Origin of the sequence: Ulvibacterium marinum, from assembly GCF_003626755.1 — a bacterium.
In the GTDB taxonomy this organism is placed as follows: Bacteria; Bacteroidota; Bacteroidia; order Flavobacteriales; family Flavobacteriaceae; genus Ulvibacterium; species Ulvibacterium marinum.
In genome coordinates this window covers 362,686-377,781 of the sequence record NZ_RBCJ01000001.1, presented here as the reverse complement: position 1 = coordinate 377,781, position 15,096 = coordinate 362,686, and the positions used below count along the sequence as shown (strand labels likewise).

Sequence of the window (15,096 nt, the reverse complement as noted above, 5' to 3'; positions counted from 1 at the left end):
TTTAAGGTAAAGAAATGTATACTTGACTAAGCTGCTGCTTCCAATTCTTTTTCGTTTACTTCGGTCTTTTTCCCGCTTCCCCTTAGACGTACCTTGATGCGGTATGTAATATTAAAGAGTACAGGAACTATAATCAGGGTAAGGAAAGTAGCCACTATCAATCCAAAGATTACTGTCCAGGCCAACGGACCCCAGAAAATTACGTTATCCCCACCCATGTAAACCCTAGGATTGAATTCGGAGAAAAGGGAAAAGAAGTCTATATTCAGACCAATGGCCAACGGGATCAGACCTAAGACCGTGGTAATAGCCGTCAAGATTACAGGGCGTAATCTGGCTTTTCCACCTTGTACAATTATTTTGGTTACATCCTCCATGCTCAACAAATCTTTATCCTCCATACCCAACTCTACCTTTTTACGGTCGATCAATATCTGGGTATAGTCAAGAAGTACCACTCCATTGTTAACCACAATTCCAGCAAGGGAAATAATCCCCATCATAGTCATCATGATTACAAAGGGCCAGCCGGTCAACATCAATCCACCAAAGACACCTATAAAACTTAGGAAAATGGCAATCATAATAATAAGCGGCTTGGAAATACCTCCGAACTGAAAAATTAAGATGAGCATTATCAATCCCAAACCACCAAAAAAGGCTCCAACCAAGAATTGCATTTGCTTGTTCTGCTCTTCGATTTCGCCCGTGAAGTCTATTTTTACCCCTTCCGGAATACCGTTGAAATTTTTCATTTCTTCTTGGACTTGTGCTACGACCTCGGCGGGGTTGCCCCCGGCCTCAAGACCGGAATAAACAGTAACCACGCGGTTTCCATCCCGATGTTTAATGGCACTGAATCCTGAGGAGTTTCGTTGTTGGGCTACGGCGGATACCGGTACTTCCTTAATTTGTCCGGAAGCTTGATCTCTAAAAATGATATTTTGATTGAACAGGGCATTCTTATCAAACCGAATGCTTTCATCAAATCGGACATTGATATCATAGTCTTCTCCATCCAACTTATAAACCCCGGCTTTCTCGCCAAAAAGTGAACGTCGTAACTGTGTACCCACTTGTCCCACGGCAACCCCAAGTTCACCTGCTTTTTCACGGTCAACAACGACCTGAACCGAGGGTTTGCTTTTGTTTACATCAATTTTTAGTTCTTCTATAAAAGGGATGCTCTTGGTATTGATAAAGTTCCGAATCTCTTCCGCAGTACTGATCAATTGATCGTAGTCTTTGCCTTCCAATTCTATATTTACCGGATAGCCGGCCGGAGGGCCGTTATAATCCTTTTCCACGGAGATTGTAACTCCGGGATAAATCCCTTTTAAATTATCCTGAATGGCGCCTCGTAGTTCTTCAGTATCCAATCCGTTCCGGTATTTGTACTCACGCATAGAAACCGTTACTTTGCCCCTATGCGGCATTTCGGCCGAGGAACCTCCGTCCGTCTGGGGATTTCCTGCACCTTCACCAACTTGGGAAACTGCAGATTCTACCAAATAGCTTTCTTCCCCATTTCGATACTTTGGCCTATTGACCACTTCATAGACCCTTTTTTCAACACTCTTGGTCAGTTCGTCCGTTTTTTCAATGGAAGTTCCTTGGGGATATTCGATATAAACATAGATTTCATTTGGGGTATTGTCCGGGAAAAATTCGATTTTGGTTCGGCCGGCACCAATGGACATCCCAAAGAGCATAAAGGTCACGACCAGTAAAGAAACGGTGATGCCAAAATACCAGTATACATTTCCTCCCCTTAGGGCATTTTTTATTTGCTTTTCATAAAAGTTCTCGAAACGCGGCATAATACTATTCTGAAAGCGGTTGGCCGAGGGCTTAAGGAAGTATTTGTATACCCAGAACATGATAGCCGTGAAAACGATTACCGTACCGAGTCCGCGTACCGCGCCACCAACGATAAAAATAAAAATACCAACAGCGGCCAAAATACCTGTAGTCCGTATCAATTGCTTTATGTCGAGCTCTTTTTGACCGGTCTCCATAAATTGGGATACCAACATGGAGTTCATGAAGATGGCCACAAACAATGAGGACCCTAAAACTACGGACAGCGTCAGCGGAAAGAAAATCATAAACTGACCAAAGATTCCGGGCCATAGCCCTAGTGGCACGAAAGCTGCGACGGTGGTCAAGGTGGAGATAATAATCGGGAAAGCGATTTCTCCAATACCTTTCTTGGTAGCCTGGATTCTGGACATGCCCTCTCCCATTAAACGATATACGTTTTCGACCACCACAATACCATTGTCCACCAGCATTCCCAGACCCATAATCATTCCGAACAGAATCATCGTATTCAGCGTATTCCCAAATAGATTTAATATGGTGAATGAAATGAACATGGACATTGGGATGGCAAAACCTACAAAAAGTGCGTTACGAAATCCTAGGAAAAACATTAATACGGTAACCACTAGGATAATCCCGAAAATAATATTGTTGACCAAATCATCTACTTGGTTCAAGGTTCGGCTCGAAGAATCATTAGCAATGGAAATATTAAGATCGGCCGGAAAATAGTTTTCCTGTGCCTCTTTTACCAGTTCCCGGACTTTGGTTGTGGCCTCGATCATGTTTTTGCCCGATCGTTTTTTGATATCGAGCATAACCACACTTTCACCAAATTCCCGCGCATAAGTGGTTTTTTCTTCCTCATCAAAAGAAATAGATGCAATATCTTTTAAGTAAACCGCCCCATTTTCGGACTTAACGACAAAATCATTTAGCTCCTGAGGGTTTTCAATTTCTCCTAGTATGCGAATGGTTCTGCGTTGTTCACTGGTTTTGATGTTTCCAGCGGACATGGTCATGTTGCCATTGGCAATGGCATTTATAACGTCTTGAAAGCTTACCTTGGCAGCCATCATTTTATAGACATTTACGGCTACTTCTACCTCCTTTTCCTGTGCTCCTCTAATATCTACCTCCTTGATTTCCTGCAGATTCTCTATTTCATCCTCCAGATACTCGGCATATTCCTTTAATTTTTCAACAGGATAATCTCCGGTGAAATTAACGTTCATTATAGGAAAGGACTCTGCCAGGTTTAGGTCAAAGATATTGGGCTCTACCTTGGCGCCATTAAAGGTAGGCCAATCCTCGCCTGCCTTTTCAACGTCAACTTCGTCCTTTACATTCTGCTTAGCCTGCTCTACCGTAATTTCTTCATCGAATTCCACGGTAATAATGGAGTAGTCTTCCTGTGAAGTAGAAATGGTTTCTACCACATTGCTCAGGTTTTTCAGTCGGTCTTCCAGAGGATCGGTAACGAGCCGTTCCATATCCTCGGCAGTATTTCCGGGAAACAAGGTGCTCACATAGATTTTGGTCTCCACAATTTCCGGGAAATCCTCTCGTGGCATAGCCTGATAGGCCTTAAAACCTACCCATAAGAAAATGGCGATCATAACATAGATGACCGAGGGATTGTCTATGGCCCAGGAAGATAGCCTAAACTCTTTGTTGGCGTTTTTCTTTTGTCTGCTCATCGCTTTATTAGTTCAGTATTTTTACATTTTGCCCTTCCTTGATATTTCGAGCACCTTCCTCGATCAATAATTCGCCTTCGGTAACCCCGGAAAGCACTTCTACCATTCTACCTTGGGCCAGTCCGGTTTCAATAATTCGCCTATTGGCCGTGGCTTTGTCCTCGCCCATTTTTTCTGCAACATATACATATTGCTGTCCTTCGGCATTTTCAGAAATAATGCCTTGGGGAATTAAGATAGCCGACTCATTCGTATAATCGTTAAGGCTTACCCGCGCGGTAAGATTCGGTTTTATATTCCCCTCTTTATTAGGTACCGATATTTCTATGCGAAAGGCCCTATTGCCAGGATTAATGAAATTTCCGGTTTGTCTAATCGTAGACACTACGGTATCCCGTAAGACCGGAAAGAAAACTTTGGCTTCTTTTCCTTCTTGAATACCACTGAGGTAATTTTCAGGAACATCTACCTCAACATACATATCGGATAGGTTTACAATGCGGAATACCTCTGAACCGACTCCAGGGGCCACCACTGTCCCCTGATCTTTTATGACATCATCGATAATTCCAGAAAATGGAGCTCTTATGGTTGATTTATCCAGCTGACTTTTTGCTTGATTAACCGCGCTTTCTGTGGCTTCATAGTTGGACTTGGCCTGCAAATATTGGATTTCCGAACCTATTTTTTGCTCCCATAGCCGCTTCTGACGTTCAAAGGTTGTTTGGGCCAATGCTGCCTGTGTTTTTAATTGTGCCAATTGGCTTCCAACACCCCCATCATCTATGGTGGCCAACAGCTGCCCTTTTCTTACCTTGTCGCCTTCCTTCACATAAACACGTTGTAGTGTTCCCGCCATCTCGGGATAGATCAACACATTCTGTTTTGTTTGTACATTACCTTGAAGTTCTAAAAAGTGATTAAATTTTTCCGGGGTAGCCACCAAAGTGGTAACTAATGGTAGATTTTCCTCACCAGATTTAATGGCAATTACGGAATCCAAAAGTTTGATGTTGGTTTCCAGCTCTTTCTGTTTTCCTGAAATTTTGGTTTTTTCCGCGCGTAGGGATTCAAGATCTCCTTCTGCAATCAAAGCCTCTATGGATTGCTGGCCAGAACCCCCGCAGGCCACAATTATCATAACGGTCGCTAGTGCATATATTGTTTTTTTCATTTTTTTAGGTTTATTAGTTGCTATTTTATATGCTTATTCGTTAATAATGGTTTCCAAATCTGTTTTCCTGTTGATGACATCCACCATGGATTGAAGATACCCTTGTTGTGCATCGTATAATTGGGTCTGTGCCTGTCGTAATTCAAAACTACTTGCAATACCTTCAGAGTATTTTATTTGGTTCTTATTTTCGATTCGTTCGGCTAATCTTAAATTTTCCTTGGCCGTTTCATACTCTTCGGTGGCAAAGATGAAATCGCTTTTTGCCCTTTCCCACTGCAATCTTATTTGCTCCTCGGCCTCCGACAGTTGTGTTTTGGCTTTCTCCAAAGCAATTTTAGCACGTTGCGTACTGGCACTTCTGCCTAAAGAACTAAAGATAGGAATGGTGAGGTCTACACCAAATGTTGAAAACTCAAACCAATCCTGATCGCTATTGAAAAACTCAAAATTATTTCCAAAAGCAGATGTACCATAGTTGACGAAAGCGTTCAATGTTGGCAATGCCTTGCTTTTTGCCAATTTTAATTCATAGAAACGTTGTTCGTTGAGGTTTTGGACCAATTTATAATCTACGTTTTTTTCGATATTAAAATCAGATTCCAAAAGCCTAAACTGCATCTGGCTTTGCGTCAAATTATCCAGATTCTCTTCTAGCTGGGTAGGCGCATCTATATCTATACCCATAATAAGATTTAGCATCTGTAATGTAATTTTCTCAAAGCGAATGGCATTTTTAAGTTGGTTCTCCACGGAGGAAAGGGTTATTTCCAACTGCTCTACGCTTTCTTCGTCACCTAGACCATTTTCGAAGAGCTTTTGAGTTTCGAACAAATTTTTCTCCAAGGTTGCCTTGTTTTTTTCGGAAATGTCCACGCTTTCCTGGGCGAGCAAAACATTACCATAGGCTTCTACAACCGCTTTTCGGACATCCAAATCGGTCTTCTCCTTGTTATGCTCACTGTATCTTAAAAAAGCCTTAGTGGCCTGTACACCTACAATATAGGAGCCATCGAAAATCTGCTGCTTTAGGGTTCCAGTTGCAATAATCTGCTGCGGTACACCAAAGACTACCGGCGTAAATGTTCCCGGCTCCCCATCCGGAAAAAATTCAGAGGGGATCAAGGAGACCGGTTGCTTCAATTGATTTTGGTAGCTTACGGTACCATCAACTTGCGGAAGCCCTGATGCAATAACCTCCCATTTTTGTTTTTGGGCATCCGTTAAGTCCCTATCGGCGTTAATTGAGCTATAGTTGTTTTCCATGGCAAAGGCAATGGCCTCTTCCAAAGAGAAGCTATAGGTTTGTTCCACTTGTTCCTGCGAATATGTAAATGTAATGGCACAAAGTGCAAAGAACACTATAAAATGATTCCTCATCTATTCTTGGTTTGAGTTGATAATTGCATTCAATATTTTTCTTCCCTTGGGTGTTACTATACCCCTTAGGTGGTATTCTAAATAATTGTCCATTAATGATTCTGCTGTGAATTTTTCTTTTGGAAAAAGGTTATGGTCCTTTATACTAGTGACTCCAAAGAAATAGATTCGCGAAACAAAATCAATGTTTAGGTTTTCACGGTATATGCCCTGTTCCATACCTCTTTTTATATTGTCCAAAACACGATCTTGCATCATTTCAAATTGTTTTTGCTTGATGTTCTCATGAATTTTTGGATAATACTTTTGCAGTTGATACTGCGGAGAAGACTTTTCGCCCTTCAAATGCAGCATAAGGAATTTTTTGATCTCATAGATTTCCTCAATCGGATTCTTTTCCAGGGAACATATGTAATCTATACCCTTGGATACACCACAAAAAAGGTGGAAAGTGCTATCTTCTATCAGTTTAGTCTTATTGTCATAATGGGTGTAAATGGTCTTTTTGGAGATTCCCATTTCGTTGGCCAAATCATCCATGGTAACACTCTTGAACCCCAAGTTCAAGAACATATCCGTAGCCTTTTCTAAGATTTCTTCTTTCATAATAAGGCCGCAAATATACATCGGGAAACTTAAAACACATTAAAAGTTTCCAAGGTTTTGCAATTATTTAACATTGCTACTGACAGATATCATTGTTCTTCTCGTTTTTTTCGATCCACATATTCCCTATAGGCATTTTCACCTTCCTCCTTCCAGTAGCTATCATAATACTTCCATTCTGAAAAATCGTTTTTTGAACTTTGGCAATTTCTGGATTTCCAACTTTTCCTGGATTTTGATTTACTTCCTGAATGATGGCCTCCAAAGCTTCCAAATAAAATTTTGGCCAACGCAAGAATACCAACAGCTTGCCAATAGGTAATTTGTGTTAGACCGAAAATATCCGGCATAAGCCAATTCCATAACCACATGATTACATACCCGAAGAGAAATACAAAGACTATTGCGGCTATAATGGCGAAAAATATTTTGAATGCTTTGGTGATTTTTTTTTCAACCCTGGTCTTTACGATGCGCTCTAAATGATCTTCCATTTTTTCAAATTTTAATTATTGTTATTTTTTTCTGATTTTAATTGTGTCAATAATAATGCTAGCGCTCGATGGCGTCTAGACATCAATGTTCCTTGGGGGACACCTGTTTCATCGGATAGTTCCCTATAACTATAACCCTCAAAATCAACAGCGAGTAAAATGTCTCGGTAATCCGGTTTTAAATTGAAAATTGCCCGCTTCAATTCATTTTTCATGTGGTCGGAATACGCATTATCCGTTTTGCCATAGAACACTTCCACAAACTCTATAAATCGATCTTCTATTTCGCTTTCCAGATGCTTTTCGGACTTCTTGGTCCGCATCAGGTCAATAATCTTATTTCGTATCGAATTATAAACAAAGCCCGCTATATTTTCAATCGGCGAAAGACTATCGGCCCTGGAGAATAGCTTAAGGGCAACGTCCTGCACGATATCCTCCGCATCCCTATCCGCGGCATTATCTATTCGCGATCTTACGTAGAATCTCAGCGAATGATATTCGTCGTTGAAAAAGGTTTTTAATTTGGTGTAGTTTTCGGTATTCGAAACCATTCAAAAGTGAGTTATTGGAAAACTTCAATTATATAGACGAAGGTTTTCAAATCTATTGCACTTTATTTCACTTAATCCATTACTATTTCCACTGTGCACCGCTCAAGATGTTGGCAATAGGTGTATTTTTGGAGAAATTTGTTACAATGCAATCCATAGAATTCTATCGTTCCGAGTTCATTTCGTATTTAGAAAAGAGAGTAAAGGCTCAGGAACCCAGAAACCTATATGAACCTATTACCTATATTCTGAATTTGGAGGGGAAACGTTTGCGACCTGTATTGGTGCTCATGACTGCTGAAATCTTTGGAGTTGATTATAAAAAGGCATTGGATGCCGCTCTTTCTGTTGAAGTTTTTCATAATTTTTCATTGGTGCATGATGATATCATGGACCGGGCCCCGTTGCGAAGGGGTAAACCCTCGGTACATGAAAAATGGAATGTAAACACCGGAATCTTGTCGGGTGATGCCATGCTCATTGTGGCTTACCAGTTATTTGAAAATTACGAGGATCCTATGTTCCGGAATTTAGCAAAACTTTTTAGTAAAACGGCATTGGAAGTATGTGAAGGCCAGCAATATGATATGGATTTCGAGGAGAGAGAGGACGTAACCATTTCCGAATACTTAAAGATGATAGAGTATAAGACGGCGGTATTGGTGGCGGCAACTTTGAAAATGGGTGCTATCGTGGCCGAAGCTCCCGCGGATGCCCAGGATGCGGTTTATGATTTTGGGCTTAATCTGGGTATCGCCTTTCAAATAAAGGACGATTTTTTAGATGCTTTTGGTGATTCGGAGACCTTTGGCAAGCAAGTTGGCGGTGATATCATCGAAAACAAAAAAACCTTCTTATACCTCAAAGCATTGGATTTGGGTACGCCCGAACAAAAAAAAGAGCTATTGGACTTATACTCCATTAAACCCGAAGACCCATCGGCCAAAATCAATTCCATTAAGGATATTTTCACGGATACCGGAGCGGCGAAAAGTACGGAGGCGGAAATAGGTCATTATACCCAAAAGGCTTTTGATAGTTTGAAAAAGTTAGATATTTCTGCCGATAAAAAGGCCCCATTACAAGAATTTGGTGAAAACTTGATGCGGCGGAAGGTCTAGAACAATCGCTTAAGCAGTGCCTTGGTAAAGGGAATTTTTGGACTTCCCCAAATATTCCCCAAGTCTTCCCAAAAATTGGTTTCCTCATCCAGGAACTTAAAGACCTGTTGGGGCGTTCTATTTTTGAAGAGAGCTTCGAATACCTCAAACCCAATGGCATTATTTTTCTTTAGTACATCCAGAAACAGCAGATCATAATACCAAAATCGGTTCTTAAAACTCAAGTCGATCAAGGGCTTACCGGTTTTTAGGAATTCCACTAGGATAGGAATCTTTTTAGACGTACTCATAAAGGTATAACCCGTACTGGGTTTGGCCCATCCGCCCGCCGTGCCGATATAGTATGTCTTTAGGGTATTGTGTTCACTAAAATCATAACAGGTCATGGGAATGCTGCCTTTTTCCGTTTCCGTAATCTCAAAATCCGTGCTCTTAAGCTTTTGTTCAAGGTAGTGTTCTATGGCGACTTCATATTCATCCTCGGAAAGTAAATCCTCCGAGAATAAAGTGTACTCCACTAAAGCTTCCGTTTTGGAGAAGGGGAGAACGTACATAAATCGGGTATTCCCTTTTTGCGGAACCGAAAAATCCATATAAGTAGCCTGATCTATATCAAAAATAGGACGAGCAGTTTTTACGAACCATCCAAGGAAATGTTGTTGGAGCACAGGATATTTTTTTTGGCCAGCAGTCATTTGGTAGTCAAATATACTGTTGAAAACCTGCTTCCCTTTGTATTCCGATTTTTCTGTAACAACGGTAACGGTACTGGAATCCTCCTTGATGATGGACACTTTTTCTTGTCTAAATGTAATATTGGAACAGCTTGAAATCCGATTCAGATAGGTAGTGTAAAAATCAATACCCCTAAGCATTTTATAGGAATAGGGTGCGATAGGGAACTTTTGGGAAAATTGTTGACCGGCGAAGTAAATATGGGTCCAAGTTTTGTGTACAATATCATCGAAACGTCCAGCTCCCTTTTCCCAAAAACACCAGGTACGGTCGTTGGTTTTTTTGGCATCCTTGTCCAACAATAAAATTGATTTGTCCTGGAAAAAAGTGTCTTTCCCCATAGCCTCGGCGAGCATGAGACCTGCAGCTCCCGCTCCAATAATGATATAGTCATATGGTGTGCTATCGTTTTGCAAATGCCAAATCTTGCCTTTAAAAGTAGGGAATATAGATTGTATTCCAATGCAAGGACTCCTTAAGCTTTTTCAAACGAATGTTGGGTTTGCGGTCATCAATCCAATCGATAGCGCATTCCAAAAAATCCCCGAATACCTTGATTGGGCCCATAGACATAGGTAGGATCAAAAGTCAATGCATTGGGGTTGTCCGCAGTGGCTACCACATCGCCATTGCCATCAAAGGTTACGTTTCTGTCAAAAGGATCGTTTGCCCGAGCAATAATAAAGGGGTTGCCCCGATTGGGGGTCCAGTCCAATAAGTTTTTGATACCCCCGTAGATCTCAAAATCTTTCAACCCCTTGTAGGTGAATTGAACATTTTGGATACTCCAAGTTGGGGAAAACTCCTGTCTAGGGTCCAAATCGCCCAACAGGGGTAAGCGCATGGGACCGTATAAGTTTCCGGTATAGTCTACACTTAGATGAAGTGATCGAAAATCATAGGAAACGTTCCAGGTACCTGTATAACTTTCCGTCAGGATTTGCCTTTGGGTAATACCGTTCTCGGTATTGCTCACATCTTGCAAGGTGGCGCCGATGAGCACTTTAAGACCTATGGGGAAAACCACATCCACATTTGCGCTTATACCTTGGGAAACGGACTTGCCATCCAAATTGTCATAAATAATCTGATTGGGATCTGTATCATAATCTGGAAGGATAACATTGCTGAAGTACGTATAGAATACTGAGGCATCCAAACCTACAAATGTCCCATTGTCCGCATAAATCTTTTTCATGTAGTTCAAATTGAAATTGACGGAACGTTCCGGTCTCAATTCTTCCGCAATGATTACCTCTCGGGCTCCCGTTAAGGCTGCATGATCTTCCGTAAACAAATTTACGACCCGAAACCCCGTTCCCGTATTAAAGCGTAGGATATCATTGTCGCCCAACTTCCATTTATAGGCAGCTCTTGGAGTTAGGATATTCCCATGCCTGCTATCATAATCGTAGCGAAGACCGAGAAGAAGATTGTGTTTTTGTGCCAATTGAATTTCGTCCTGGGCAAATAGACTTGGAATAAAGACTTCATCCGGTTCATTATTTCGCAAGTTGGCCGTAGCAGGAGTATTGTCATCATAGTAATTGTAGCGAATGGCACTTCCGAATAATAAATCGTGTTTTCCAACGGCCTTGTCCCATGTTAGCTGGGAGAAACCGATGCGCTGATCGGCCAAATAAGGAATGTCTCCGTACACGGAGTTTTGGTTGTGATCGTTGTAGGAGAACGATAGCAATAACTTTTCTTTAAAAGGCAGCTGATATTTGCCTAAAACCTCCCACCTACGTGTATAGATGCTTTCACCATAGATTTCATCGCCACCGCGAAATTCCGGTGTCCACTGCATTTCACCGCCCCAACGGTCTTCATAAAAAAAGCGACCGGCAAGGGAAAGAATACGGTTTTCCGGGCGTCTGAAATTCCATTTTTGAAAAATGGAGATACGATCTTGAAGGGTGAGATCCGTAAAATTATCACCGTTGTTATCGACCGGGGTATCATAATTGAAGTAATTAATGCCTAAGAGCATATCAGTTTTGGTACCGAACTCAATTTTGGCACCTACATCCAGATTATACTCGCCCCAACCGGTTGCAAAACCATCTGCAAAAAAGTCGGGTGCTTCCAAGGTGTTTTTCGTAATAACATTTATGAGCCCGCCAACCGCCTCGCTGCCATATAAACTTGAGGCAGGACCCTTAACGATTTCTATTTGGTCAATGAGCGAATTGGGAATTCCAGAAAGTCCGTATACCGTGCCCAATCCACTTACTATGGGCATGCCATCGATCAAGACAAGGGTGTAGGGACCTTCCAAACCATTAATGTGGATATCCCCTGTATTACAAACATTACAATTTATCTGTGGGCGAACCCCGTTTACATTTTGCAAAGCCTCGAAAATACTGGCTGTTGGATTTTTTTTCAGAAACGTAGGGCTATACACTTCCACAGGTACCGGGCTTTCCAATCGACTTACCGGTTTTAGAGTACCTGTAACTACCATTTCATCCAACTGTTCCGAGGATGGGGTTAACGTTATCCGAAAGATTTTGTTTTCATTTGCAGATAATGAAACCTGTTTAGTGAAAGGTAGGTATCCTATAACGGTGGCTCTTAACGTATAATTCCCAGGGGGTATGTTTTTCAATGTATAGGAACCCATTTCGTCCGTAGATGTTCCCAATATAGTATTCTCCAGATAAACATTGACCAAAGGAACAGCTTCTCCATTGGAACTTACCGAACCGGTTAGAACGGCCTTCTGTCCATACACACAAAGTGTGCAAAGAATAAAGAAAGACCAGGATAGTGTATAATTGTATTTGATTTTTGCCACTATAAATTATATTTTAGACAAATCTAAAAATTTGTTTTTACATATAAAAATGTATTTTTGCATAAAATGAAATTTAAGTGACACTTTCAGAAGAAGATTACATTAAGGCCATTTATCATCTAGGTAAAGGGGAACGTACAAGTGTTTCTACCAATGCCATAGCTGAACAAATGGAGACCAAACCTTCTTCCGTAACGGATATGATCAAAAAACTTTCTGAAAAGGGATTGGTCAACTACAAAAAATATAAAGGGGTGTCCTTAACCGAATTTGGCACCAAAACGGCGTTGACCTTGGTTCGAAAACATCGCCTTTGGGAGGTGTTTTTAGTAGAAAAGCTAGACTTTTCATGGGATGAGGTACACGAAGTAGCAGAGCAGTTGGAACATGTAAAAAGCGAAAAACTGGTCGACCGGTTGGATAAACATTTAGGATACCCGCAAGTAGACCCCCATGGTGACCCCATACCTTCAAAGGAAGGCGAATTCAAAAAGGCGGTCAAAAAATTGTTGAGCGAAGTACCCATCGGTGCGGAAGGGATATGTGTGGGAGTAAAAGATTCTACACCGCCCTTTTTAAAGTTTTTGGATAAGAACAGTATTGCCCTGGGCGATGCTATACAAGTTTTGGACAAGGAAGAATTTGATGGTTCGTTGCACCTAAAAATAAAGGGTAAGGATATTCATATTTCCGAGCAAATTGCAGCCAACCTCTATCTTAAAATTACGGAATAGCCATGCAACAAGTAATCGATTATTTTGAATCTATAAACCCAATTTTAGCCGCTCTTTATGCTACGCTTTTTACGTGGGGGCTTACCGCGGCTGGTGCCGCCTTGGTATTTTTGTTTAAAGGAATGAACAGGGCTCTTTTGGACGGCATGCTCGGCTTCACAGGTGGGGTCATGGTGGCGGCGAGTTTTTGGAGTCTTTTGGCACCTGGGATAGAGATGAGCCCAGGCGAGGGTTTTGTAAAAGTGGTTCCCGCGGCCATTGGTTTTTTATTAGGGGCCATTTTTATTTATGGATTGGATAAAATATTGCCCCATTTGCACATAAATTTTAAGGAAAGTGAAGCCGAGGGCGTTAAGACCCCTTGGCACCGGACTACCTTGCTCACCTTGGCGATTACTTTGCACAACATTCCCGAGGGTTTGGCCGTCGGGGTTCTTTTTGGAGGTGTTGCCGCTGGTTTTGAAGGAGCAAGTATCGGAGGAGCGGTGGCCCTTGCACTAGGTATAGGGTTACAGAACTTTCCAGAAGGTTTTGCCGTGGCCATGCCATTGCGTCGGCAAGGCCTAAGTCGCTATAAAAGTTTTCTTTATGGTCAGGCCTCAGCGATTGTTGAGCCTATAGCCGGGGTTTTGGGGGCGTGGGCGGTATTGACCTTCCAGCCCATCTTACCCTATGCCCTTTCCTTCGCGGCGGGGGCCATGATATTCGTTGTTGTTGAGGAGGTAATTCCTGAAACGCAACAGGACAAGTATACCGATATTGCCACTATGGGATTTATAGGAGGGTTCATCATTATGATGACCTTGGACGTAGGATTGGGATAAAACCTCATTCCTCAATCAACCCAAAAGCACCTTTAGTCAAAAACCGATTGTTGGAATCCAATTTCTCCACATTCCCAATAGCGGTATAATTCCCATGGGTTTGCCCGGTTTGTACTTCCAGTTTCCTGAATTGATAATTGCCGTCATTTTCGGAAACAAGGAGAAGTACATAGGCTTTGTCATCAATAGTTACAACAGCCTCAGAGGGCAGGGCAAGGGTCTGTAGTTGATCTGTTACAATGTCCGCTTCCACAAACATGCCGGTCAGAAACCTGTTCTCCTTTTCATTTTTTAAATGTGCATGTACCTGAATGGTTCTATTTTCATTAATGGTAGTGCCTACCAAATATACTTCGGCTTCAAAGGTGTTGTCCGAAGCTTCGGGAATTCTAAATAATATAGGCTGACCTTTCTTGACTTGCATAATGTCTTTTTCAAAAACGGACAATTCCAGATGAATATGGTCATTGTCAACAATTTCCAAAATGGGAGAGGAAGGAGATACATAGGCACCTCTGGATACCAAAACCTTGGTGACGCTTCCCGAAATAGGAGCGTATAGTGTTGCTGTACCAGTGATATTGCCATTTTCCACTTCCATTGGGGAAATATTCAATAGTTGTAATTGTTTTTGTAACCCCTTATATTGGGCTCTAGCGGTTTTAAATTCACTTTCCGTCCTCAAATAGTTTTTTTGGGATGAAATCTTTTCATCAAACAGGATTCTGTGCCTTTCGTATTCGGATTTGAGATAGACCAATTGCTCCTTTACTTCCAGATATTCTTGCTGTAGGGCAATAAATTCAGGATTTTCCAAAGTAACCAAAAGCTGGCCCTTGTTTACCTTGTCCCCAACCAATAAAGGTGTTTTTGTGATATAACCCCCCATTACTGCACTTATCACTGCTCTGTTCTCCGGGGGAACATCTATCATCCCGTTGGTGCTTACGGTAATTGGAAAGGTTTTTTCCTCCATATGGCTCAATATCATCCCATTTTCCTCAAATTGTTCCCGGGTAATGACAAGTTCGTCAACGGGAGTTTCCGTGTGAACCTCGGAAGACGTATTATTTTTACGTTCACCACAGGCCAAGATATTTAAGAGTAATAGGATTATGGGATATGTATAGAGTAAACGTTTCATAGG

The 15,096-nt window shown here is 41.6% G+C and carries 12 protein-coding genes; 3 read left to right on the top strand and 9 right to left on the bottom strand.

Translation table 11 applies throughout. The features are described 5' to 3' along the window. Nucleotides 1-26 precede the first annotated feature (26 nt). The 6 genes from D7Z94_RS01665 to D7Z94_RS01640 all read right to left on the bottom strand — a co-directional run bounded on the left by D7Z94_RS01665 (nucleotide 27) and on the right by D7Z94_RS01640 (nucleotide 7,732). Nucleotides 27-3,524: an efflux RND transporter permease subunit gene (locus D7Z94_RS01665; RefSeq protein ID WP_120709767.1), complete on the bottom strand. Its 3,498-nt coding sequence runs from the start codon at nucleotides 3,522-3,524 to the stop codon at nucleotides 27-29. Nucleotides 3,525-3,531: 7 nt separating this feature from the next. Continuing rightward, on the bottom strand, nucleotides 3,532-4,698 hold the full coding sequence (locus D7Z94_RS01660; RefSeq protein ID WP_120709766.1) for an efflux RND transporter periplasmic adaptor subunit: 1,167 nt from the start codon (nucleotides 4,696-4,698) through the stop codon (nucleotides 3,532-3,534). Nucleotides 4,699-4,731: 33 nt separating this feature from the next. After that, entirely contained in the window at nucleotides 4,732-6,078 is a 1,347-nt protein-coding gene (locus D7Z94_RS01655; RefSeq protein ID WP_120709765.1) for a TolC family protein, read from the bottom strand. After that, on the bottom strand, nucleotides 6,079-6,684 hold the full coding sequence (locus D7Z94_RS01650) for a TetR/AcrR family transcriptional regulator (protein ID WP_120709764.1): 606 nt from the start codon (nucleotides 6,682-6,684) through the stop codon (nucleotides 6,079-6,081). 89 nt (nucleotides 6,685-6,773) lie between these two features. After that, nucleotides 6,774-7,178, bottom strand: a complete 405-nt coding sequence (locus D7Z94_RS01645) for a hypothetical protein (protein ID WP_120709763.1) — start codon at nucleotides 7,176-7,178, stop codon at nucleotides 6,774-6,776. 11 nt (nucleotides 7,179-7,189) lie between these two features. Beyond that, nucleotides 7,190-7,732 carry an RNA polymerase sigma factor gene (locus D7Z94_RS01640; RefSeq protein WP_120709762.1) on the bottom strand — a complete coding sequence of 181 codons (543 nt, stop codon included), beginning with the start codon at nucleotides 7,730-7,732 and terminating at the stop codon, nucleotides 7,190-7,192. A gap of 146 nt (nucleotides 7,733-7,878) precedes the next feature. Here D7Z94_RS01640 and D7Z94_RS01635 point away from each other — a divergent pair, with 146 nt between their 5' ends. Then, nucleotides 7,879-8,853: a polyprenyl synthetase family protein gene (locus D7Z94_RS01635; RefSeq protein ID WP_120710834.1), complete on the top strand. Its 975-nt coding sequence runs from the start codon at nucleotides 7,879-7,881 to the stop codon at nucleotides 8,851-8,853. Here the strand turns inward: D7Z94_RS01635 and D7Z94_RS01630 are convergent. After that, on the bottom strand, nucleotides 8,850-10,004 hold the full coding sequence (locus D7Z94_RS01630) for a lycopene cyclase family protein (protein WP_245967119.1): 1,155 nt from the start codon (nucleotides 10,002-10,004) through the stop codon (nucleotides 8,850-8,852). The two genes, D7Z94_RS01635 and D7Z94_RS01630, sit on opposite strands and share 4 nt — an antisense overlap. Before the next feature lie 95 nt (nucleotides 10,005-10,099). Continuing rightward, nucleotides 10,100-12,328, bottom strand: a complete 2,229-nt coding sequence (locus tag D7Z94_RS01625) for a TonB-dependent receptor (protein WP_245967154.1) — start codon at nucleotides 12,326-12,328, stop codon at nucleotides 10,100-10,102. Nucleotides 12,329-12,468: 140 nt separating this feature from the next. On the opposite strand from D7Z94_RS01625, the gene D7Z94_RS01620 reads away from it, so the two are divergent. Then, on the top strand, nucleotides 12,469-13,125 hold the full coding sequence (locus D7Z94_RS01620) for a metal-dependent transcriptional regulator (protein ID WP_120709761.1): 657 nt from the start codon (nucleotides 12,469-12,471) through the stop codon (nucleotides 13,123-13,125). A gap of 2 nt (nucleotides 13,126-13,127) precedes the next feature. After that, a complete protein-coding gene (locus tag D7Z94_RS01615; RefSeq protein WP_120709760.1) occupies nucleotides 13,128-13,949 on the top strand; it encodes a ZIP family metal transporter in 822 nt (273 codons plus the stop codon). Nucleotides 13,950-13,953: 4 nt separating this feature from the next. On the opposite strand, the gene D7Z94_RS01610 is transcribed toward D7Z94_RS01615, so the two are convergent. Then, the gene (locus D7Z94_RS01610) at nucleotides 13,954-15,093 is read right to left on the bottom strand and encodes an efflux RND transporter periplasmic adaptor subunit (RefSeq protein WP_120709759.1); all 1,140 of its coding nucleotides are present in this window, start codon (nucleotides 15,091-15,093) and stop codon (nucleotides 13,954-13,956) included. Nucleotides 15,094-15,096 lie beyond the last annotated feature (3 nt).